This window comes from Arthrobacter sp. CDRTa11 (genome assembly GCF_026427775.1).
Lineage (GTDB): Bacteria > Actinomycetota > Actinomycetes > Actinomycetales > Micrococcaceae > Arthrobacter.
On sequence record NZ_CP044532.1, the window covers coordinates 2,503,105 to 2,525,691 of the forward strand.

The window sequence follows — 22,587 nt, forward strand, 5'->3', positions numbered from 1 at the left end:
CCAGAACGCGTCGTGTCGGGTGCCGAGACCAAACGCGCAACGCACCAACCAATCAAAGGTGGACGCAGGTAAAATGGTCCTGACAGCTGAAGTCTTTTCCGGCCGGTCTTATGAGCCACCGCAACGTCGTGGCAATTCTCAAGGCCACCGTAAAGATCAGGTGGTCCAGGAGGATGGCATGCCTCAGTCAGATAACGAGAACAGCGGCCGTCTGCGACTCTATAAAGTGCCGGAGGGGCTCAATCCTGAACAAAGGTTCGAGCATTGGCGAGTGTGGTACGGCAGTGCCGTCGAAACCCCAATGCGGTTGGAAAAGTCGACATCTAAGACTCCGGTGTCCTTCAATCCCACAGCTGTTAATCTTGCCGGGCCGGGCTTCAGCCTCATAGAAATGCACAACGCCCCCGCATTGGGCTCGTGGGCGCCGAATCCCGACGCCACTGATGTGCGCCTGGCCTACTTCCGTAAAGCGCCGGGACTGACACTCGCTCTCAACGGCGTGCCTGAGCCAATATCCCCGGGCTCCGTTAGGTTCATCGATACTTCACGGGGCGGACATTTTGAAGCGCCCGAAGGCTTTCACGCTTTGCAGCTCAACATTGATCGCAGCAGCCTGAATGTGAGCGAGGCCGAACTAGGCTCCCTGCTTCGCCTGCCTGACCTGGCAAAGCACCCAATTGTGGGCACTTTCCTGATCCCTGCGCTGATGAGCTGGAAGCGGCCGGGCATCGATCGCGAAGCACCGGGAACCGCGGACATCCTCCGATCCGTAATGGCAACCCTTGTGGGCTCCCTGCTCGAAACGCCGGTCGACGATGAGGCGCAGAGACCGGCACTCAGCCGGGCTATAAAGAAATACCTTGATGCCAGCTATGACAACCCCGATCTGGACGTGATGATGGTCGCCGAAAGGTTCAACCTCTCCCGTCGCTCTTTGTTCTACTTTTTCGAGAATGAAGAACTCCGCTTGGGGGAGCGCATACGTGCCTTGAGAACGCGGAAAGCGCTCGAACTCCTCCTTCAGGCCGAGGCCAAAAGGACCACCTACTCAGAAATTGCGGCAACGTGCGGATTCACCAATGTGCAAAGCATGCGCCGTGCGGTGAAAGAGTTCACCGGGATGAATGTAAGGGAGATCCATCGATCAGAGACCGTCGTTCATGTCGCGCTACATCAATTGCGGGCGTCGCTGAACCCTGGCGCTTGACCGAGTTGGCGGAGGGAGCTAAAGAACTCCCTGGCCATCGCCTCAAACGAGTCATTCTCCACTCGGACCCGGGTTCGTAGTGTCCGGGTCAGCCGCTCAGCCCGTTAACGGCTTCAGGGGATGGAAAGCATCGTTCAATCGTGCGGCACCCATGGATGGACCCTAAAATGGATGCATGGCTCCCGGCCGCAATCCGCTCGACGACCTGCGTGAAACCATCGGCCATCTGGCCGATCAGCTCAAGCTGCCCGGTTCGGAGCGCGTCGACGACCTGGTCGGCGATCTCATCGGTGCGAAGCCCGGCCCGGCCCGGCCGCTGTCCGAGGTGCAGGCTGAGCTCGACGCGCTGGTCGGACTGGAGACCGTGAAGGAACAGGTGCGGGCTCTCGTTGCACTACTCCAGGTTCAGGCCCGCCGTAAGGCGCACGGCCTGCCGGAGGTGGCCACATCACAGCATCTGGTGTTCCTCGGAAACCCAGGCACGGGCAAGACCACCGTCGCGCGGCTCCTGGCCGAGATGTACCGCGCGGTCGGTCTGCTGCAGAAAGGCCACCTGGTCGAGGTCGACCGTTCGGGCCTGGTGGGGCAGTACGTGGGCGCGACCGCCATCAAGACAGATCGGGTGATCCGGCGTGCGCTGGACGGCGTCCTGTTCATCGACGAGGCCTACGCGCTGGCCCCGGAGGACGGCCGGATGGACTTCGGCCCCGAGGCGATCGAGGTCCTGCTCAAGCGGATGGAGGACCACCGCCACCGCCTGGTGGTGATCGTGGCCGGGTACCCGCGGCTGATGGAGTCCTTCCTGCTCTCGAACCCCGGACTGCGCTCCCGGTTCGCCCGTGAGATCACGTTCCCCGACTACTCCGTCGACGCACTCCAGACGATTTTCCACCAGATGCTGGCCCAGCACGAGTACACACTGGAGCCGGGTGCGGATCAGATGTTGCGCCGCATCTTCACGGGGCTCCACGCGGGCGAGGACTCCGGCAACGCACGGTTCGCCCGCACGCTGTTCGAGCAGGCGCTCAACCGCCAGGCGCTGCGGCTGTCGCTCGACGAGGAACAAAGTCTTGATGCGCTCGATCGTGAGGCCGTCATGACGCTCACCGCGGACGACATCGTCGAGGCCGCGCTGGCTTTGGGCGAGGAGCCGGAGCCGGAACCGACGCCGGAACCGGAGCGGTCACGCTGGTGGCGCTGGCTGGTCTGACCGAATCTGCAGCGGCTGTCAAGCGAATGCCCATCCCCCGAGCGGGAAAAGCTCAACTATTCCACTGTCGTGCAACGGGAGCCGCATGTGGTGGCTATGTCCTGCCAAAGTAGCCGTAAAGAAAACGCGAATCCCTGTAGCCATTCCGGGTCTTTAGCCCGCGGCGTCCAGTGAGTGGCGAAGGCGCTCGCCATACTCCGCGACGCGCGGGCCGGTTAGGATAGCGATCACTGGAATATGCATCGACCAGCTGAACCAAGGCCAGGATCGCAAGGAGGCGCTCATGTCCGGTCTGTCGTTCATCCCCCACCTCATCGCAGGGCAGGAGCGCGCGTCGTACGACGACTCGACCCTCGACAATGTCAACCCTTGGACACGGTCGACGCAGGGAACGCTCGCCTCCGGCGGAGCCCGGGAGGCCGGGGACGCCATCGCCGCGGCAAGGTCGTCGTTCGAGAGCGGCGCCTGGTCCCGGCTTGGAGAGCGTCAGCGCGCCGCGCTCATGTACGCACTCGCCGACCGGATGGAGCTCCACGCCGAGGAGCTCGCGCAGGCCGAGACGGCCGACATAGGGCGTCCCCTGGCCGCCTCGCGAAGCTTCGACGTCCCGAGAGCGGTCGGCATGATCCGCTTCTTCGCCGATCACCACTCGCTCTCTACGAGCGATGTCTATCCGATGAGCGCCGACTTTCATGCCTTCACGGCCTACCGGCCCGCGGGCGTCGTCGTCGCGATTTCACCCTGGAACCATCCGCTCATGCTCGGCGTATGGAAGATCGCGGCCGCGCTGGCCTGGGGAAACTCTGTCGTCTGGAAGCCCGCGGAGGACAGCCCGACGTCCGCCTACCTCGTGGCGAGAATTGCGCTCGAGGCGGGGTGGCCCGCGGGGGTGCTCAACGTCGTCCAGGGCAAGGGGGCGGTGATCGGGGATGCACTCATCCACTCCTCGGAGATCGACCGCATCACCTTCACTGGATCGACCGCCGTCGGCCGCCTCGTCGGCGCGGCCGCCGGGCAGAATCTCGTGCCTGTCACACTCGAACTCGGAGGCAAGGGTGCGACGGTCGTGCTCGACGACGCCGATCTTGACCTCGCTGCAGCTACCGCTGCCAGGGCAGTCTTCAACAACACCGGACAGGTATGCCTTGCCGGCACACGCGTGCTCGTCCAACGCTCTGTGCACGACGAGTTCCTGCGCCGCTTCGCGGAACAGGCTGCACAACTGCGCGTAGGCGACCCGCTTGACCCGTCGACGGACCTCGGCCCGCTCGCCTCCGAGAAGCAGTTCGACCGAGTTTCCCGCTATTTCGCGCTCGCGCAGTCCGAAGGCGGGACAGTGCTCGGCGGCGGGCCGGGAGAGGGCTGGACGTTCAAGCCGACGATCGTCGCCGACGTCTCGCGCAAGGGCCGCGTCTGGCGCGAAGAGGTCTTCGGCCCGATGGCGACCGTCTCCACGTTCGACGATTTCGACCAAGGCATCGCACTTGCCAACGACACCGACTACGGGCTGACCTGCACGCTGTTCTCCGAGTCCGCGGCACGTATCCACACCGCCGCATCCCGGCTGAGGGCGGGAACCGTGTGGGCGAACTGCTACCAGGTCCGCGATCTGCGCGCACCCATGGGAGGGCCCGGGTACTCTGGCATCGGGCGCGAGGGCGGAAACTTCAGCCGGGAGTTCTTCACCGAGCCGCAGGCCGTCTTCATCAAGACATCGCTGGACTGATGATCCAACGCCATTCACCACCGCTCATGCCGGCTCCCTCCACCCCGGGGACTGGATCGACACTAATCGACGGTCAAGACGCGCTCGCGCGCCACTGCCTCCGCGTCGTAGTCGTAGAGCCAGCGGCGGAACGTCTTCGAGTTCTTGATCTCGTCGTCGCGTTGCCTCAGGTCCTCATAGCCGGAGTCGTAGCGCAGTCCGTTGTCGCGGGCGCCGCTCTGGACACGCGTGGTGCGATCAAGGCGGAGCCGCTCGTACTCACCGAGCGCCTCGGGGGCCGAACTGGCGGCCGCAGCCCCGAGGAGGACCGCCAGCGTCATCGCGTCCTCGATCGCCTGATTCGCCCCCTGGCCCAGGTGGGGGAGCATCGCATGCGCGGCATCCCCGAGGAGGGTGACTCGGTCCGTCGACCAGCGTTGGAGCGGTTCGCGATCGTACAGGCCCCACCAGAAGGTCTGCTCGACCTCCTCAAGAAGCCCCTCAACGCGGTCATCCCATCCCGCGAAGTCGGCGCGGAGTGCTTCGACGTTGCCGGGTGCCGACCAGGATTCGCGCAGACGCTCGCCGCTGGGCACGAATCCAACGTAGTTGATCAGCTCCCCTGAACGCACTGGATACGTCAGGAAGTGCTTGCCTTCGCCCATCCAGAGCTGGGCAATGCCGGGTGTCCAGGACCTGAGCCGGTCCGCGCGCACCAGCCCCCGGTAGGCGATCGAGCCCGAGGCGACGGGCTGGGTCGGCTCGGTCACGGCCGCGCGCACGACCGAGTGGATCCCGTCTGCGCCGACGACGAGATCGGCTGTCTCGGTGACGCCGCTCGCGAACTCGAGGACGACCCCTTCCTCGCCTTCCTCAAGGCCTATGAGGCGGTGCCCCGTACGCACCACCCCCTCCGGCAGGGCGGACGTGAGGACGCCGACGAAATCGGCACGATGAAGTCCCAGGGTGAAGTACCGGCCGGAGCTGTCGGAGGTGGTCATCTCGCCGATGAGCGTCCCATCGGCGCGGTAGTAGACCGATCCGTCCCCGTAGCGCGCGGCGACGGACTCGATCGCGTCCCTGAGCCCGAGCCGTTCGTAGACCCGCAGCCCGTTCGGCGCGACCCCGATCCCGGCGCCTACCTCGCCGAGCTGCTGCGCCTGCTCGTAGACGACCGCCTCGATGCCGGCGTTCCGAAGCGCTATCGCGGCGGTCAGGCCGCCGATGCCGCCTCCAATAATCGCGACGCGCATGGTGTCTCCTTGATTATTGCTACTTTTTCATCAGCTTATGGTTAGTCGTGCGACGGTTGCAACGGAGCGCGAAACCGGTGGAAAAGCCCCTCCACGACGACGGGTTCCGGCTCTGACACCGGTCATCCTCATCGCGGCGCCTGCAGCACTTCCGTCACCTGCTGCACGACGTCGAAGCCATAAAGTTCGCGTCGGAATTCCGCGTGAGCCCTGATTTCCGCATCCCTCCGCTCGAGATCGCCCTCCATCGAGTCGTACCGCATGCCGTTCCGTCTCGCGCCGATCTGGACCTCCGCGACCCGCGTTCGGCGCAGCGACTCGTAGGTCTGGAGGGCGGCGGGGGCGTCCACCGGGTCGCTCGCCCCCAGAAGGAGCGAGAGCGCCATTCCATCCTCGATCGACTGATTTGCGCCCTGGCCGAGATGGGGCAGCATCGGGTGGGCGGCATCCCCGAGCAGCGTGAGCCGCCCCTTGGTCCACACCGGGATCGGGTCGCGGTCGTACAGCGACCACCGGAACGTGGACTCGACGTGTGCGAGGAGGTCCGCGATCCTTGGATCCCAGCCCTCGAACTCCTGCCGCAGCTCGTCCGGGTCGCCAGGCGCCGTCCAGGACTCTCGCATGATGCCGCGCGCCGGCACGAAGCCGACGAAGTTGATCAGCTCGCCACGGCGCACCGGGAACGACAGGAAGTGCTTGCCTGCACCGAGCCACATCTGCCAGACGTCCGGTCGCCATCCGTCGAGGTGCTCCCGAGGGACCAGGCCTCGGTAGACGGCGGTACCGGAGAACACGGGCTTGCTCTCGGGATGGACGATGGGCCGCAGGATGGAGTGGATCCCGTCCGCACCGACCACGATGCCGGCGTCTGCCGCCTCGCCGTTCTGGAAGCTGACCCGCGCGACGTCACCGTCCTGCTCGAAACCCGTCGCGCGGTGCCCCGTGTGGAGGACCCCGGACGGCAGCCCGCGACAGAGCAGCTCGACGAGGTCCGCCCGATGCATCCCATAGGTGGCGTTCCATCCGCTCGGATCCGCCACCTGCACTGGGGCGATCTCTCTGCCATCAAAGCGGTAGTACCGCGAGTCCTCACCGACGAGGGCGCCGACCTCCTCGACCGCGGGACCGAGACCGACCCGGATGAGGTGGCGGACGGAGTTCGGCGTGAGATACACGCCGGCCCCGACCTCGCCGAAGGCAGACGCCTGCTCGTACAGCACCACCTCGATGCCCTGTGCGATCAACGCGTTGGCGAGGAACAGCCCTCCGACGCCACCCCCGACGATCAAAACCCGGTTGCCTGAAGTCATCCTTTCCGCTTCCCTTCTTCATTCGATGCGCGCCGGATGCGACACGCACATTCGTCATTCCACGACAGCCCGCCCGGCGACGATGCCGCTGAACACGCTGGGCCCGAAGGCTGTGCCTTCGAGCGCGGCATGACCGTTGATGTGGCCGCCGGCCATCCCCGCGACCTCGCCGGATGCGAACAGTCCGTCAATTGGCCGGCCCTCGCTGTCGAGGACCCGGCAGTCGAGGTCGGTGCGCACGCCGCCGAGGTTCTTCCGGGCCAACGGGTGCAGGCGCACCGCATAGAACGGAGCCTCGTCAAGCGGGGCGATGCCATCGAGCGGCTTGCCGAAGGCGGGGTCCCGATGAAGGCCGGCGGCGATGGCCTTGTTCATGTCGTTGATGGCGGCCTCCAGATTCCTCCGGTCGACGCCGATACGGGCAGCGAGCGCGGCGGCACTCGGGGCGGACTCGACATAGGGCGATGAGCGGAGGAACTCCGCCACGCGATCGCGGTTGATCTTGTTGCCGTCGAGGTAGTACGGATCGGCGAGGATCAACCCCGATGCGACGCCCGCGTCGAACACGGACCATGCCCGGCCCTCCGTCTGGGCGAGGAGCGCACCGGTCCCGCTCGCCCCGCCCCGCAGGCTCTCGTCGTGGAATCGGTTGCCCTCATCGTTGATCCAAAGTTCGCCGTCGACCCCGCGGACTGCGAGGCCGCGATCGGTTCCCGGCTTCAGGTAGTCGGGTGTCCCATACGGGTACATCCACACCGAATCAAGCTCCGTGAACTGCGCGCCGACTGCCTCCAGCATGCGAATGCCCTCACCCTTCGCTTCCGGTCCGCCGCCGAGGAGCACGCGCTCTGCTCCGGCCGCCTGTTTGGCGTGCATCGCTACGAGCTCGGCGCTGTTATTGAAACCGCCGGTCGCCATGACGATCGCCGGCGCGGAGATCTCGACAATTCGATCGCCGTTCATGGCGATGACGGCCGTGATGCGCCCGCCGCTGCGGACGAGCTCCTGCGCACGGTAGCCGAAGCGCCACGTGATGTTCGGCAGCGCGCGGGCATGGTGGGCGAGCAGCGACATGACGCGTTTGCCTCCTCCCTCCGGACGGTGCCATCGCGGCACGCGATTGCCCTCGTGCGGGTGGATGGAGATCCACCTGACCCCCAGCGCTGACAGGTGGTCGAAGAACACATCCCGACTGGCCAGGAGGTAACGATGCGCCCATTCGACGTCGACCGAGTCGCCGCCCCAGGTGATCCAGTCTTCGAGCGCAAGGCCGACGGAGTCTTCGACGCCGAGCCGATCCTGGAGCGGGGAACCTGCGATGCAGGTGCCGCCGGCCGCACCGGACGCGGTCCCGCCGAAGCTCGGCGCCGCGTCGATGACTGTCACGCGTGCACCGCGCCCTGCGGCCTCGATCACACAGGACAGACCGGAGGCGCCGGCACCGATCAGGACGACGTCCACCTGCTGGTCGACGGCAGGTCCGTCGGGGGTGGAGAGAGCGGTCATAGTCGACCTTCCGTTGTCGATCGGAAACGTCTTGTGGCCTCCGCGCCGTCAGCTGCGCAGCCAGTCCTGGTCGAGCGCCTCGACGGATGCGCAACCGAGCAGTGCGAGGGTGTTGTCGAGCTGCTCCTTCAACAGTTCGATCACCTTCGTGACGCCGGCCTGTCCCTTCGCAGCGAGGCCGTAGATGTACGGTCGTCCGATCATGCAGATGCGGGCGCCGCGTGCGAGTGCCTTGGCGATGTCGCTGCCTCGGCGGATGCCGCCGTCCATGTACACCTCGGCCTTGCCGTCCACAGCGTCGACGACAGCGGGCAAGACGTCGATTGTTGCGGGAAGCCCATCGAGCTGGCGCCCGCCATGGTTGGAGACCCACACCGCATCAATGCCTCGAGCGACCGCCTCGGCGGCGTCACGCTCATTCGTGATCCCCTTAACAACCATCGGGCCGTCCCAGAGCGATCGCAGCCATTCGAGGTCGTCCCAGGTCATGCCCGGATCGAACCGCTGATTGACGCGTTCCATGAATGCCATACGCTGGGTCACCGCGGCCTTGCCGCCGAAGTTCCCCATCGTGAGCCCATGCCCGAACATCTCGTCCCAGCCGAAGCGGGCGACCCACGGCAGGTGCCCGAGCATATCGCCGGTGTGCCGCCAGGTCGGGCGTGGGGGGATCGTGAAGCCGTTGTGCAGATCCCGCTCGCGCCGCGCTCCGACGGGCACGTCGACGGTGACAACGAGCGCCTTGTATCCGCTGGCCCTCGCCCGCTGGACAACGTCGCTGGTGATGCCACGGTCGCGCCAGACGTAGATTTGGAACCACTTCGGCGCATCCGGTGTCGCCTCCGCCACCTCTTCGAGGCTCCAGCAGGAGCTCGAGCTGAGGGTCGAGACGATCCCGGCGCCAGCCGCCGCCAGTGCGGCCGCTCGCTCGCCGAGCGGGTGCGCGAGCGCCGCGAGCCCGACCGGCGCGAGGGCGAGCGGCGCCGATACAGGTGTGCCGAGCATGGTCGTCGCGAGCGTCCGGGTGGACGCGTCGGAAAGCGCGCGTGGGCGGAACATGATCGCATCGAGGGAGTGCCGGTTACGGTGCAGGGTGATTTCGCCTTCACCACCGCCATCGATGAAGTCGCTGACCGCCGCCGGCAGCCGCCGATTCGCGATCGCGCGGACGTCCTCGACGTTGACGGCGTGACTCAGCTCCAGCCCTCGGGGCGGTACGGTGCCGTTTCTCATGGTCACTCCCTCGCTCTGGCGTTGGCCTCAGATGTACTGCGCGTAGAGCGGCGAGCGGACATCACGCGTGATCCGGCAGTCGAGGAAGAGCGGGCCGCTGCGGTCCCAGCCAGCGAGCGCCGGTTCGAGGTCAGCCACCGTTGAGATGACTGCGGCTTCGGTGCCGAGGCTCGCCGCGATTTTCGCGAGGTCCGAGACGCCGAAGATCGCCTCGTCGGCGGGAAGGCCAGCGATCTCAGAGAGCACGATCTCGGACCCGGCGGCACCGTCGTTGAAGCAGACGACGAGGATCGGGATCCGTTCCCTGGCCGCGACCTCAAGGTCGCCCAGCGACATGAACAGACCGCAGTCGCCGATGTAGAGTGCGGTCAGCCGATCAGGGCGTCCGATGCACGCGCCGATGGCTGGCCCGAGGCCGCAGCCCATCGCGCCGAAGTCGCAGGTCCACATCAGCGAGTCAGGGCTCGGATGATGCATGAAGGCGATCGGCCACACCGTGAAGTGGCCGCCGTCAATGACAGCCGCCCGCTCGGCAGGCAGGAGGCGGTCGAGCTCGGTCGCGAGCGCACGGGGGTCTATCTGTTCCGGGGCGGAGACATCGGTGAAGCTGGACCCCATCTGTGCCGGTGCGGTGGGCAAAGGACGCCTCGGCACCATCGGCTCCGCCTCGAAGCGGGCGATGAGTTCCCGGGAGACGATCGCGGCGTCACCGAGGACCGGGACGTCCGCACGGTCGTACTTGCCGAAGGCGAGGGGGTCCTCATCGACCTGGATCACCTGGGAACCGAAGAGGAGAGTGGAGCGGCGGGTCTGGATGTAGTTCAGGCTGGCACCGACGGCGAGGATGCAGTCCGCCTCGCGGATGATCCGCGCGCCTTCGGGGGAGGTGAAGCCGCCGAAGATGCCGAGGTTCGCCGGGGACTCCTCGAAGATGCCGATGCCCTTGACCGAGGTGGCGAGGTAGGCCCCCGTCAGCTTCGCGAGGCGCTTGAGGAGCTTCGCCGTCTCCGGGGCGCTCCCGCCCCGACCCGCGAGAAGCACGATCTGCTTAGCCCCGCGGATGGCGCGCTCCGCCGCGGCAATGTCCTCCGGGGTGGGTTGCACCTTACCAGAAGGACCTGACAGCCTGGCGATGGCCGGTTCGATGTCCGACCCACTCGGCAGCGACTCGATGCCGTGCGGGATGATGAGCGCAATCGGGGCGCACCCGTGCAGGGCGGCCTGGTACGCAGACACGGTGTCCTGGGCGGCTGTCGCGGCGCTCGCGCGGACCACTGCGACGCCGATCTCGCCGAGCAGCGCATCGGGGGCGAGTCCCTGATTTCCGACCTCGAAAGGAGCATTACGGGCCGGCGTGCCCATCACGTCGCCCATGATGAGCACGAGGGAGCTGCGCGCCTTGACGGCGGTCCGCAGCGCGGTCAGCGCGTTCGTGAATCCCGGCCCGTGCACCACGCTCGTCCAGCCGACCTGGCCGGTTGCGCGTGCGTAGCCGTCGGCACCGCCGACCGCGCCATTCTCGTGCCGGAAGTGGTGGAGGACGGCGCCGGCGTCCTCGAAGGCGTGCACGACGCGCATATTCGACCCGCCCATCACCTCGAACAGGTGCGTGGCGCCCAGTCGAACCGCCGTCGCTGCGATAACACCGGCCGTATTGCGGGCCGCTGTCACGCCGCCGGCGTCCTTCGGATTTCCGGTGATCCCCGTCGACGTCATGGGGGCCATCCCTTCGTGTCGCTCTCGTGCGTCATTGCACCAGACCTGTTGCACCAGACCGTTGCCCGACCCGCATGGCAAGTACGACCGGCCCTTCGACGTCGGCGCACGGCACTCCCGGTCCGCTTGACAACTGTGGCATACCTCACAATAGTTTAAACAACGGAACGCGTACAATACGTCCGGATAGCGTACGAGCGTGAAAAACCGACGTGAAAAATCGACGCATTGGATCGATCCCCGGAAGGGATTCTCGGCGCTACCTTCGTCCTCGAGGAAGAGGACAGGCGGGCACCGGTCGGCGACCCAGAGAGGAAGTGTTCGCATGAGCGCTTCGCCCACAGTTCACTCCCTGCAGGACCTAATCGACTCGAAGCCGGATCTGGTCGACTACCTGTATAACGACTCGCCCGGTGCACACTCCCGCGGCCGCGCCGACCTCACGCCGGTACGGCAGGAGTTCACGAACTGGCGGGATGAGCAGCGTTCCTGGCGCGAGACGGCAGTCCTGTTCGACCAGTCGCACCACATGCCAGAGCTCGTCGTCAAGGGCGCGGACGCCAAGCGGCTGCTCAATCATGTTGGTGTGAACAGCCTCGCGAACCTCCAGCCGGGGCGTGCGAAACAGTTCCTCGGGGTCAATGAGCGGGGACAGATGATCGGCGACTGCATCCTCTACGCCCTCGAGGATGAGACCTACGAGCTCGTCAGCAGTATGCCGCTCCTGAACTGGCTCGAGTACCAGATCCTGACCGGCGATTGGGACGTGACCTACGAGCGTGACAACAACACCTCGGACAATCCCACCGGAAGCCGCAAGCTCTTCCGCTACCAGCTCGACGGCCCGAACGCCGGTGCGATCTTCGACGAGGTCATCGAAGGCGGTGTGCCCGACGTCGGTCCGTTCCGCACCGCCAGGGTGCGAATCGCCGGCGTCGACGTCCTCGTGCTGCGGCACAGCATGTCTGGTCACCGGGGCTATGAGGTCTCCGGCCCGTACGAGCAGGGTGAAAGCGTCGTCCTAAAGGCGATCCTCGATGCGGGCGCCCGGCACGGGCTTCTCCAGGCCGGAGCGAAGACGTACTTCAGTGCGAGCTTCGAGGGCGGCTGGATGGCCTACCCGCTGCCTGCGGTCTACACCGGCGAGGAGCTCCGGGCGTATCGCGAATGGCTGCCCGCCGATTCGTGGGAGGGGAAGTTCCAGCTCGCCGGCAGCTTCCGCCCCGAAAGCGTGGAGGACTACTACGTCACGCCGTATGACATGGGCTATGGGAAGCTCGTGAGCTTCGATCACGACTTCATCGGCCGCGCGGCCCTTGAGGAGATCGCGCAGCACAAGACCAGGACCAAGGTGACGCTCATCTGGAACAGGGACGACATCCTTAAGGTCGTGGGCTCGCTCTTCGACGAGGATGAGCTGCCCTACAAGTACATCGAGCTGCCGGTCGCCGACTACGGCAACCTCACGCACCGCGACGAGGTCTACAACCTCGATGGCGAGATGATCGGCGTCGCGACGAAGGTCGGCTACACGATCAACGTTCGGAAGCTCATCTCGGTCGCCATGATCGACCTCGACCGTGTCGCGGTCGGCGACGAGGTCGAGATCGTCTGGGGTGAGGCGAATGGCGGCTCCCGCAAGCCGCGGGTCGAGCGCCACCGTCAGGTACGGGTCCGCGCAACGGTCGAGCCCGCACCGAACCCGGCGTCGGTGAAGCTACCGAAGGCCACAGGCTGAGCGGCGACGTCCTCGCCCTACGGTGATGGATTGCCTGCAGAGGAGAACAGGATGACGACGACGGAACGCCTGCCTGCGGGGGAGGTCGAGCTCAAGCTCGCCGCGCGGCACGCCGCGGCCGCAGGGGCGCTGCCGACGCGCTACGTCGACGATCTTTTCATCGCCGGCGAGTACCGTCCGGCGAAAAGCGCCGAGCGGACCGAGCTCGTCGACCCCGCGACCGGGGACGTATGGGGAGCGGTGCCGGTGGCCGATGCGTCGGACGTTGATGCCGCGGTGGCGGCTGCGGCCCGCGCGCTTCCCGAGTGGAGCCGCCGCGGGCCATCGGAACGCGCGGAACTTCTGCTCGCGATGGCCGACGCGATCGAGCGTCGCGCCGAACCGCTCAGCATCACGAGTACGCTCGAGAACGGCTCGCCGTTGTCAGAGACAGCCCTGGCTGCAGCGAATGCGGCCGGGATCCTCCGCTACTTCGCCTCACTCGCAGACTGGCTCGCGCAACCCGATTTCCGTGGCTCGCCGAATGACCGGACCGTCGTGACGTCCGTACACCGAGATCCGATCGGTGTGTGCGCGCTGATCGCACCCTGGAACTTCCCGATCAACCTGGTCCTCATCAAGCTCGCGCCGGCGCTCCTTGCAGGATGCACTGTCGTGGTGAAGCCGGCGCCCTCTACGCCGTTGTCGGTCCGGTACATCATCGATGCCGCGACAGAGGCGGGTATCCCCGCCGGCGTCGTCAACCTGGTGACCGGCGACGCCACGGTGGGCGACCGGCTCGTCCGGCACCCGCTGGTCGACAAGGTGGGGTTCACCGGCTCGACGTCGGTGGGGCGCCAGGTCGCGGCGGCGTGTGGGGAGCTGTTGCGCCCCGTCACGCTTGAGCTTGGCGGCAAGTCGGCCGCTGTCGTGCTGCCGGACGTAGACCTCGACGTTCTCGGGAGTGCGCTGCTGCGCAGCTGCCTGCGGAACACCGGCCAGACCTGCTACAACTCGAGCCGGATCGTCGCCACCCCGGAGCGCTATGACGATGTCGTCGAGCTCGCCGCGGCGGCGGTGTCCGCCGCGGTGGTCGGGGATCCTTTCGACTCGGCCACGGTGTTCGGCCCGGTTGCGACCGCCGCCCAGCGTGATGTCGTGCGGGGCTATGTCCGGTCAGGCATCCGAGAGGGTGCGCGTGTTGCGACCGGCGGCGACGTGGCGCCCGTCTTCGAGCGCGGCTCGTGGGTGGTTCCGACGGTGTTCGCGGACGTCGATCCCGGAATGCGCATCGCACGTGAGGAGATCTTCGGACCGGTGCTCTCCATCCTCCGCGCCGCGGACGTCGACGAGGCGGTGGCGATCGCCAATGCGACGGAATACGGCCTTGGCGGCATCGTCTTCGGCCAAGACGAGGACTACGCCTTCCAGGTCGCGCGCCGTGTCGATACGGGCAACATCGGGCTCAATTTCTTCACGTCGAATCCCGCCGCACCGCTCGCAGGCCGACACGATTCCGGGATCGGCGTGGAGTACGGCGTCGAGGGCCTCTCCCAGTACCTGACGTTACAGTCCGTGCACCGCAGGCTAGGGATCCAGGAGGCATCCATGTAACGTATACGCACCGTTTTGCATGTCCTTGATCTCACCTTGATTTAGCAGCATTTCCCACGAAAAAGCCCTTGCGTTTCACGTCAGGCTGGCCACAATATCCGCGTACGCAGTGTCCGCTAGAGATCGACGCTAGTGTTTGCACTCATTGAACTGAAGGATCCAGTATGTTCATTCAAAGGCGATTGAAGAGCATCTCGATAGTCGCGCTTGCACTCACGGCGACCCTCACCACGGTTGCCGGCTGCAGTCCCGGACCCGGCTCGACGAACGGGACGGATGGTTCCGGAGAGACGGTGGACATCGTCGCCGGCGTCGCGGCGAGCATGAGCTCCCTGAACCTGCGCCTGGGAATGGAGCAGGGCTTCTTCGCAGAGGAGGGGCTGAATGTCACCACCGTGCCGTCCGGCACCGGCGCCGGCGGTGTCACAGGGCTCATCAACGGTGAGATCCAGGTCGCGCTCGGCGGGCTCTCGGGGACCATCACCGCAGCCTCGCAGAACATCCCGGTCGTCTTCGTCTCTGGTGGCATAGCCGACGCCGAGAGCCCGGAAGGCCCCTGGTACGCCACGCTCGTATCGCCGGACAGCGGCATCAAGAGCTTCAAAGACCTCGAGGGGAAGACAGTCGCGATCAACTCGCTGAACTGTTGCTGGGACTTCTGGACCCGTGAATCGGTCATCGCCGACGGCGGTGACGACAGCAAGCTGAAGCTGGTTCAACTGCCGTTCGCCCAGCAGGCCACAGCGCTGGCCAGCGGCCAAGTCGACGCGATCACGACGCAGCAGCCCTTCGCCAAGCAGGCGGAGCTTGAGGGCTTCGTCAGCATCGGCGACCCGGCGGCGATCGCGTACGGCGACCCCGAGAACGGCAACACCAACTACTTCATGGCGAAGTCGTTCGTGGACGACAACCCAGGTGTCGTTGAGCGGTGGCGTGCGGCACTGCAGAAGTCGACTGACTACGCGAAGGCCAACCCCGATAAGGTGCGGGAGGCCGCGATCTCGATGGTGTCGCTCAATCCTGATCTCGTCAAAGCTGCCCCGGTGCCAAACTTCGTGGTGGAGCTCGACCGCAACGCGATCGAGAAGGAAACCGGCTGGCTGCTCAAGTACGGAGTGATCCAGAACGCGCCGTCGGTCGACAGCCTGATCGTTCCCTGAACCTGATGGATAGACGAGACAATCTGCATCGTTCGGTCGGCTTTTGCGTCACCCGTGGCCGCCCGAACGGCGCCTAGGAGGAACTAAAGTGAAGCGTCGTTCATGGCTCGTCCGGTCCCTTCCCTGGATCACGACCCTCGCCATCATCACCTTGCAGGAGATCCTCGCCCGCACGGGCGTGCTCCCCAACGTCATCCCCCCGTTCACGGAGACCGTCGCTGCAGGCTGGATGATGCTGCCGACCGACGTTTTCCTCACGGGCCTCGGGCAGATGCTCCAACAATTTGCGATCAGCCTTGCGCTTGGAATCGGCGCAGGCGTTGTGCTCGGCATTCTGATCGGCGTCGCGCCGGTGCTGAACCAGCTTTTTCGGTATGTGCTCGAGTTCCTTCGCTTCACCCCTAGCGTGGTGTACATCCCGATCCTCCTGCTCCTCATGGGAGCAAGGCCGCCGGTGGCGATCACCCTGGCGGCGATCGGGTCCACGTGGCCGGTTCTCTACCAGACCTATTACGGAGTCGTCGGCGTATCGCCGATCCTGAAGGACACCGGACGCGTGTTCGGCCTGAGCCGCGCGCAGCAGATACGGAGCATCACCATCCCCAGCGTGTCGCCGTTCCTCGCGACCGGGATCCGGATCGCCGCGGCCCATGCGCTCATCATCGTGGTCGCGGTCCAGATCATCGCCGCCGTCCCGGGCACGGGACGTGACATCCAGAACTACGCCGAGAACGGCGTCTTTCCCCGGATGTACGCCCTCATCCTGGTAGTCGGCATCATCGGACTCATTATCAACGGGCTGCTCGAGTTGCTCGAGCGCCGTCAGTTGCACTGGCATGCATCGTACCGGGAGAAGCAGGCATGACGACCACCACAGCGACCACCGAATCGACCACCACCGAAGCCACTCGACGGCGTGGGTCCCCGCGCTTCAGCGGTACGATCGTCTCGCTCATCCTTCCCGTGGTGATCCTCATCACCTGGTGGTTCGTGTCGGCGAACAGCACCTCGCCGTTCTTCCCACCCCTCCAGCTGATCCTCCAGACCTTCGTCGAGGCCTGGCTGTCGGCGCGGGTTATGTCCGATATTGTGCCGAGCCTCACGCGGCTGGTGGTCGGATTCCTGATCGCCGTCGTCGTCGGCGTCTCGCTCGGTGCGCTCCTCGGGCGGCTGCGGATCGCGGCCTACGCGCTGAACCCGGTCCTGCAGTTCTTCCGATCGCTCCCGGCGACGTCACTCATCCCCGTCGCGGTGGTGCTGTTCGGCATCGGCGACACCCCGAAGATCGTGCTGATCGCCTTTGTGAGCTCCTTCCCGATCCTGCTGAACACGATCGACGGAGTCCGGAATATCGACCCGGTGATCGAAGACGTCAGCAGGTCCTTCCGACTGACCAAGATGCAGCGCTTGCGCTGGGTCCAACTCCACGCCGCCTCGCCTCAGGTGATCTCCGGAATGCGTATCGCGTTGAGCCTCGCCTTCGTCGTCATGGTTTCGTCGGAGATGCTTGGCGCGACGAACGGCATGGGCTATGTGACCCTGCTCGCGCAGCAGGGCTTCCAGATTACGCTCATGTGGTCCGGACTTATCCTGCTCGGACTGATCGGGCTGCTCGTCAACGGAATCTTCATTCTGGTGGAGCGCAAGCTGCTCCACTGGTATACCCAAAATCAGGAGGACTGACGTGCTCAGCGTAGAACGGCTGCAAAAGACCTATTCCACGGGCGGCAAGCCCCTTGAGGTGCTCCGAGACGTGAGCTTCACGGTCAAGGAGGGCGAGTTCGTCACTGTCGTGGGGCCGTCCGGAGCCGGGAAGACCACGCTGCTGCGCTGTATGGCCGGTCTCCTGCCGCCATCCGGCGGGAAGGTGACGTTGACCGACACCGGCAGGGTCATCGACTCGCCGCCGAAAGAGATTGCCTGCGTGTTCCAGGACTACAGCCGTTCGCTGATGCCCTGGTACAAGGTCAGTCGCAACGTCGCCTTGCCGCTCGCCAACACCATCAAGGACCGGGACGAGCGCCGGCAGGCTGTCGAGCAGGCGTTGCAGAGTGTCGGGCTCGATGGTTTTGGGGACAGCTATCCGTGGCAGCTCTCCGGCGGCATGCAGCAGCGGGTGGCAATCGCCCGTGCCCTCGCCTACCGCCCCGAGTTCCTCATCATGGACGAGCCCTTCGCCTCCGTCGACGCGCAGACCCGCGCCGACCTTGAAGACCTCATCCTCCGGGTCCGGCAGAGCGCGGGCGTCACCATCGTTCTCGTGACCCACGACATCGATGAGGCCGTCTACCTCGCCGACCGCGTCGTCGTCGTGTCAAACCGGCCGACAGTCGTAATGGACGTGATCGACATCGATCTGCCGCATCCGCGCAGCCAGGTCACGACGAAGGGTCTGCCACGATTCGGAGAGCTCCGCACCAAGGTGGCGAAGCTCATCACGCAAGCCAGCGCAGATGCGGCAGCAGCGCAAGCAGAGGCGGCGGCAGCGCAAGCGGAGGCGAAGGCTTGACCCGGCGGTCGACACCGGTATGTTGAAAGCGAACGCGAAGGATAGGCAGTTGACCACCGAGCAGGCTCTCTCCCGAACCACTCCGCGGCCGCTCTCCGGAGCAGAGCTCCTCCTCCGGGGCCTCATCGACCGGGGCGTAGACACGATTTACATCAATCCAGGTACCGATACCGCGCCGCTTGCCCGCGCGATCGAGATTGCACTCTCCGAGGCGCGCCCTGCTCCTCGGCTTGTCCTGTGCCCGCACGAGACGGTCGCACTCGCTGCCGCCCACGCACATTTCGCGGTGACCGGCCAGGTGTCTGCCGTCTTCGTCCACGTCGACGTCGGCACGCAGAATCTCGGCGCGATGGTGCACAACGCGGCCCGGGCGGGGGCAGGCGTCATCATCATGGCTGGCCTCACCCCCTACGACGAGTACGGCACCGTCCATGGCGGACGCGACCACATCGTCCACTGGATGCAGGACGCACCCGACCAAGCCGGCATCGTCCGGCAGTACGTGAAGGCCACGTTCAATCCCTCCCACGCCAGCCTCGTCCATAAGACCGTGCAGCGGGCGATCGACATCGCCGCGGCAGCCCCGTCCGGGCCGGTTTACCTGACGTTCGGGCGTGAGATGCTCATCGAGACGGCACCGGAGCCCGAGGCCCCGCGGCTGGGCTCATTGTTCAGCTCCGGCCCGAGCTCGGAGGCAACCGCGGCGAGCCTTCGGGAGATCCGGGCGAGCAAGCACCCCGTGCTCGTCACATCCCGGGTGGGGCAGGACCCCGAAGCGGTCGCACCGTTCACCCGGCTCGCGGAGCTCATCGGTGCGACCGTCATCGATCCGCTCAAGGAACGGATGAACTTCCCCCCGACGCACCCGCTCGCCGCGACCAACGTCGCGGCCGCCTGGGCGGAGGCCGACCTCGCCATAGTCCTCGATGCGCCCGTACCCTGGATCCTGGGGAAGGAAGGCCCCCGGCGGGACTGCCGGATACTCCTCATCGACACCGATCCGCTCCACGTCGCGATGCCGAACTGGGCGTTCCCGGCGGATGTACGCGTCGCCAGCTCGCCGCGCGTCTGGCTCGAGACGATAGTCGCGCGACTCGAATCGGAGGGTGCGAGGCCCGTCCCGCTCGGGCGGCCGCCTTTGGTGCCCAAACGCCCGACCCCCGGCGCATCGCTCACGGCGGAGGACGTCCTTGCCGTTCTCGCCGACCACATCACGGCGGAGGATCGGCTCATCGAGGAGTCGACGACGTCGGCGGGCTTTGTCCGCCAGTGGCTCCCGCGGACAGTGCCGGGCACCTTGTTCCGCGCCGGCGGTGCCGGGCTCGGCTGGGCCCTCGGCGCGTTGCTCGGGACGATGGCCGCAGAGCCGGAGCGGCCGACTTTCGTCGTCGTCGGCGATGGCTCGTTCATATTCAGTGCACCGGTTGCGGCGCTGACCGCGCTGCGGCGCGAGCGCGTCGACGGTCTCATCGTGGTACTCCAGAACGGTGGCTACGCGGCGAGCAGTCAGCCCGTCCACGACCTCTTTCCCGACGCCGAGCGGCCCCAGCCGCCAGCGACTGCCTTCCTCGCCGAGGTGGACATCGCCGGGATCGCCGCGGCGTGCGGCGCGACCGGCTTCACGGTGAGCTCCCCGGAAGATCTCGCCGATGGGATAAAGCGCGCTGTCGCCGCCTGGAGACAGGGGGGCCTGGTGGTGCTCGCGGCAAGGATCAGTTCGCCATGGATCAAGCCAGCGGACTACTGAAGCGCGATCGGCTCCATCGGGAGCTGAATTACGCTGTATCCGAAAGGCACGTCCGCTTCACGGACGTGCAGGGGTTTCGCGTTCGAGTGGTTGGAGATTTTGGATGAGTAGGCGACCCGAGGGCCTAGATCAACGCGACTATGTCCAGTCACTCGAGCGGGGACTCTCGGTCATCTTGGCCTTCTCTGATCACCGTCCGCGGCTGACCCTGACAGAGGTCGCCGCAGCAGCGGGACTGAGCCGTCCCACCGCACGACGCCTGCTGATCACCCTCGAGGCACTTGGCTATGTCCGCGCCAACGGGCGCGGCTACGTGCTGACGCCGCGCATCCTCACGCTCGGATACGCGTATCTGAACTCGCTCGACCTCAGGGAGATCGCGCAGCCGGTGATGGAGCAGATCGTCGCCGAGGTGCGGGAAACCTGCACCCTGGCGACACTCGACGGATCCGACATCGTCTATATAAGCCGCATCTCGATGCGGCGGATTAGCAACCTCTCGCTCGTTATCGGCACCCGGCTCCCGGCCTACGCGAGCGCGATGGGACAGGTGATCCTCGCAGATCTGTCAGCGGAGGGCCTCCGCCACTATCTCGACACAACCGGACTTGAGGCGATCACGCCGCATACCATCACCACCCCCGAAGCACTCAAAGAGCGCCTCGCGAAGATCCGCGAGCGCGGCTGGTCGGCGGTCGACCAGGAACTCGAAACCGGGCTGCGCTCGATCGCGGCGCCGGTCCGCGGAGGCGATGGACGGGTGTTCGCCGGGCTCGGCCTGTCATCGTCCGCCCTGACGACGCGCGAGCTGCTGGAGCACCTCCCCCTGCTCCAGGACGCCGCCGCTGAGATCAGCGCCGGACTCGGCAGCGAGTTTGCGACCCGCGTAGAGCATCACTGAGCACCGCAGTCACGCCCCGCGGTGGCTCGGGGGCACCCCCGCAGCCCTCCGCCACCGATGTCTGCCCCTGGGTCGCGCTGGTGGTGTGTCTCCACCCTGGCTATGCGCAGTCGTGGCTCGCTGAAGGCGCGACTTTAATGAGCCGCGACGGCGTGCAACAGGCTTTGGCGGGACATCCGTTGAATCACTTCCGGGCAGCAGCTTCATTGTTTCCCCTGGTCTGTTTCCGGATCCTTGTGGTCACTCTCTTGCAGGTCAGTCTGGAACTTCGGCCTTTTTGGCCCGAATTGTCCGTATAGGAGCGGATGCATGCCAGGAGACGGGAACGGCGCCGTTGGCTGGGTGTAGCCGTTCCTCCAGATCCTTGGCCAGGTGCTCTCGTCCGGTGTCGCGGAGATGCCGGGCATATTCTTCGGGGTCGGTATACAGTGTTGGGCCTGTCTGGAGCGAGATCTGCATCGGGTCCGGGAGGGCGCCCGGGGTCCCGGCGTAGAAGCTCCACCACGCCATAAGCCTGGATCGCATTCCCTCGGCGATTGAAGGCTCGGTTTCGATGAGGTCGTGTTCGAGGTACGGGTCCTGGTCAACATGGAAGAGCGATTCCCATTCAGCTCTGTAGGCTCCGGGGTGATACGTGCGCATATATAGGTAGTCACGCGTTCGAACAGCGCGCTGGAAAGTATGGGCCCCGTGCCCGAGCACCAGGTGTTCACGGCTTTTCATGGGTTCTCCTTGAACCGCGGAGGCAAAGGATTCCCCCTGCCACTTTTCCGGTACCGGTAGATCGAGCAGCTTGCAAAGCGTCGGAGCGTAATCGATGTTGTACAGAAGTGCGTCGTTGGACTTTGCTTCCACGGTGTCCGTGATACCCGGCCAATGGATGATGAGCGGCAGTCGTTGCACCGGTTCGCTGGCCAGCCCGTGTTCGCCGTAGGCCCCGAGTTCACCGAAGGCTTCTCCGTGATCGGCGCTTACAACTATGGCGACTTCTTCTCGAATGCCGAGGGTATCGATCGCGGTGAGTAACCGGCCGAAATGGTGGTCCCAGTAATGGATGGCACCATCGTAGCCGTTGATTAGGTGCTCAAAGTCAGCGCGGGTGCGGATTGCATCGGGCATGTTGTAGGGGACAGGGGAAGGGTTGGGTCCACCAAAGTAGTGAAGGTCCAAGGCAGTTCGTGAACCATAGATCTCTGCGTGCCTGTCAATGGCTTCCTGGGTAGGCCAGGCAGGGGGTGGTCCGCTGGCCGCGGCTTTGTCGGTCCATTCGGGGGGCTGAAGGTAAGACACGTGAGGATCCCAGTACGTAAGGTGCAGGTACCAGTTTTCCCCGTCCTTGTTGCGTTCGATCCAGTCCACGGCCTTGTCGGTAATGATCTCGGCAGGCTCATCACCGATTTCGGGAGCCGCCCGGATGTTTTCCTGGAAATTGCCAGTGAAGAAGTAGGCGCGGTGCCGCTCGGCGAACGATGAGACGCAGGCGGTTAGATAGCCATTCTGAGTCAGGTGCTGGCCGAGCAGCGGACGGCCCGGTTCTGGACGGTGACCCGAGTCCAGCCGAAACCGCGCCGCGTCTCCGGCATGGCCCACAACTCCGTTAGTGATACCGAATTGTCCACTGGTCAGGGCTGTCCTGGACGGCAGGCATGGGGAATCGGAGCAGTAGTAGCGGTCGAAGCGGACACTGCGCTGTGCAAGCTCATCCAAGTGTGGAGTGATCCTCCGCTGGTATCCGTATGGCCCGGTGTGATCGGGGCGCAGACTGTCCACATCGACGTAAATGATCTTCATCGTTTGCC

Annotated in this window: 17 protein-coding genes; 11 read left to right on the top strand and 6 right to left on the bottom strand. The window is 65.5% G+C overall.

Annotated elements, in window-relative coordinates; translation table 11 throughout:
• Positions 1 to 58: 58 nt before the first annotated feature.
• The 3 genes from F8G81_RS11215 to F8G81_RS11225 all read left to right on the top strand — a co-directional run bounded on the left by F8G81_RS11215 (position 59) and on the right by F8G81_RS11225 (position 4,143).
• Positions 59 to 1,207, top strand: a complete 1,149-nt coding sequence (locus F8G81_RS11215; protein ID WP_267279043.1) for an AraC family transcriptional regulator — start codon at positions 59 to 61, stop codon at positions 1,205 to 1,207.
• 175 nt (positions 1,208 to 1,382) lie between these two features.
• Positions 1,383 to 2,417, top strand: coding sequence for an AAA family ATPase (locus tag F8G81_RS11220; protein WP_267279044.1), 1,035 nt, complete (start codon positions 1,383 to 1,385; stop codon positions 2,415 to 2,417).
• 283 nt (positions 2,418 to 2,700) lie between these two features.
• A complete protein-coding gene (locus F8G81_RS11225; protein ID WP_267279045.1) occupies positions 2,701 to 4,143 on the top strand; it encodes an aldehyde dehydrogenase family protein in 1,443 nt (480 codons plus the stop codon).
• 62 nt (positions 4,144 to 4,205) lie between these two features.
• Here the strand turns inward: F8G81_RS11225 and F8G81_RS11230 are convergent, their stop codons facing one another.
• From F8G81_RS11230 to F8G81_RS11250, 5 genes are all read right to left on the bottom strand, one after another.
• Positions 4,206 to 5,375, bottom strand: a complete 1,170-nt coding sequence (locus tag F8G81_RS11230; protein ID WP_267279046.1) for an FAD-dependent monooxygenase — start codon at positions 5,373 to 5,375, stop codon at positions 4,206 to 4,208.
• Between the two features lie 128 nt (positions 5,376 to 5,503).
• A complete protein-coding gene (locus F8G81_RS11235; RefSeq protein WP_267279047.1) occupies positions 5,504 to 6,685 on the bottom strand; it encodes an FAD-dependent monooxygenase in 1,182 nt (393 codons plus the stop codon).
• 54 nt (positions 6,686 to 6,739) lie between these two features.
• Entirely contained in the window at positions 6,740 to 8,191 is a 1,452-nt protein-coding gene (locus tag F8G81_RS11240; protein ID WP_267279048.1) for an FAD-dependent oxidoreductase, read from the bottom strand.
• 48 nt (positions 8,192 to 8,239) lie between these two features.
• On the bottom strand, positions 8,240 to 9,424 hold the full coding sequence (locus F8G81_RS11245; RefSeq protein WP_267279049.1) for an alpha-hydroxy acid oxidase: 1,185 nt from the start codon (positions 9,422 to 9,424) through the stop codon (positions 8,240 to 8,242).
• A gap of 27 nt (positions 9,425 to 9,451) precedes the next feature.
• Positions 9,452 to 11,140 (bottom strand): thiamine pyrophosphate-binding protein, encoded by a 1,689-nt coding sequence (locus F8G81_RS11250; RefSeq protein ID WP_267279050.1) that lies wholly within the window; start codon positions 11,138 to 11,140, stop codon positions 9,452 to 9,454.
• A gap of 325 nt (positions 11,141 to 11,465) precedes the next feature.
• Here F8G81_RS11250 and F8G81_RS11255 point away from each other — a divergent pair, with 325 nt between their 5' ends.
• The 8 genes from F8G81_RS11255 to F8G81_RS11290 all read left to right on the top strand — a co-directional run bounded on the left by F8G81_RS11255 (position 11,466) and on the right by F8G81_RS11290 (position 20,788).
• Positions 11,466 to 12,878: an aminomethyl transferase family protein gene (locus tag F8G81_RS11255; RefSeq protein ID WP_267279051.1), complete on the top strand. Its 1,413-nt coding sequence runs from the start codon at positions 11,466 to 11,468 to the stop codon at positions 12,876 to 12,878.
• Positions 12,879 to 12,929: 51 nt separating this feature from the next.
• Positions 12,930 to 14,471 carry an aldehyde dehydrogenase family protein gene (locus tag F8G81_RS11260; protein ID WP_267279052.1) on the top strand — a complete coding sequence of 514 codons (1,542 nt, stop codon included), beginning with the start codon at positions 12,930 to 12,932 and terminating at the stop codon, positions 14,469 to 14,471.
• A gap of 164 nt (positions 14,472 to 14,635) precedes the next feature.
• Complete coding sequence (locus tag F8G81_RS11265; RefSeq protein ID WP_267279053.1) at positions 14,636 to 15,631, top strand: ABC transporter substrate-binding protein; 996 nt, start codon at positions 14,636 to 14,638, stop codon at positions 15,629 to 15,631.
• An 88-nt stretch (positions 15,632 to 15,719) separates the two neighbouring features.
• A complete protein-coding gene (locus tag F8G81_RS11270; RefSeq protein ID WP_267279054.1) occupies positions 15,720 to 16,496 on the top strand; it encodes an ABC transporter permease in 777 nt (258 codons plus the stop codon).
• Positions 16,493 to 17,314 (top strand): ABC transporter permease, encoded by an 822-nt coding sequence (locus F8G81_RS11275; RefSeq protein ID WP_267279055.1) that lies wholly within the window; start codon positions 16,493 to 16,495, stop codon positions 17,312 to 17,314. The genes F8G81_RS11270 and F8G81_RS11275 overlap by 4 nt, the downstream gene beginning before the upstream one ends.
• A 1-nt stretch (position 17,315) precedes the next feature.
• Positions 17,316 to 18,140: an ABC transporter ATP-binding protein gene (locus F8G81_RS11280; RefSeq protein WP_267279056.1), complete on the top strand. Its 825-nt coding sequence runs from the start codon at positions 17,316 to 17,318 to the stop codon at positions 18,138 to 18,140.
• Positions 18,141 to 18,189: 49 nt separating this feature from the next.
• A complete protein-coding gene (locus F8G81_RS11285; RefSeq protein ID WP_267279057.1) occupies positions 18,190 to 19,887 on the top strand; it encodes a thiamine pyrophosphate-binding protein in 1,698 nt (565 codons plus the stop codon).
• A 175-nt stretch (positions 19,888 to 20,062) separates the two neighbouring features.
• The gene (locus tag F8G81_RS11290; RefSeq protein WP_267279058.1) at positions 20,063 to 20,788 is read left to right on the top strand and encodes an IclR family transcriptional regulator domain-containing protein; all 726 of its coding nucleotides are present in this window, start codon (positions 20,063 to 20,065) and stop codon (positions 20,786 to 20,788) included.
• 255 nt (positions 20,789 to 21,043) lie between these two features.
• Here F8G81_RS11290 and F8G81_RS11295 read toward each other — a convergent pair whose 3' ends face one another.
• Positions 21,044 to 22,579, bottom strand: coding sequence for a sulfatase (locus F8G81_RS11295; RefSeq protein ID WP_267279059.1), 1,536 nt, complete (start codon positions 22,577 to 22,579; stop codon positions 21,044 to 21,046).
• Between the last annotated feature and the right edge of the window lie 8 nt (positions 22,580 to 22,587).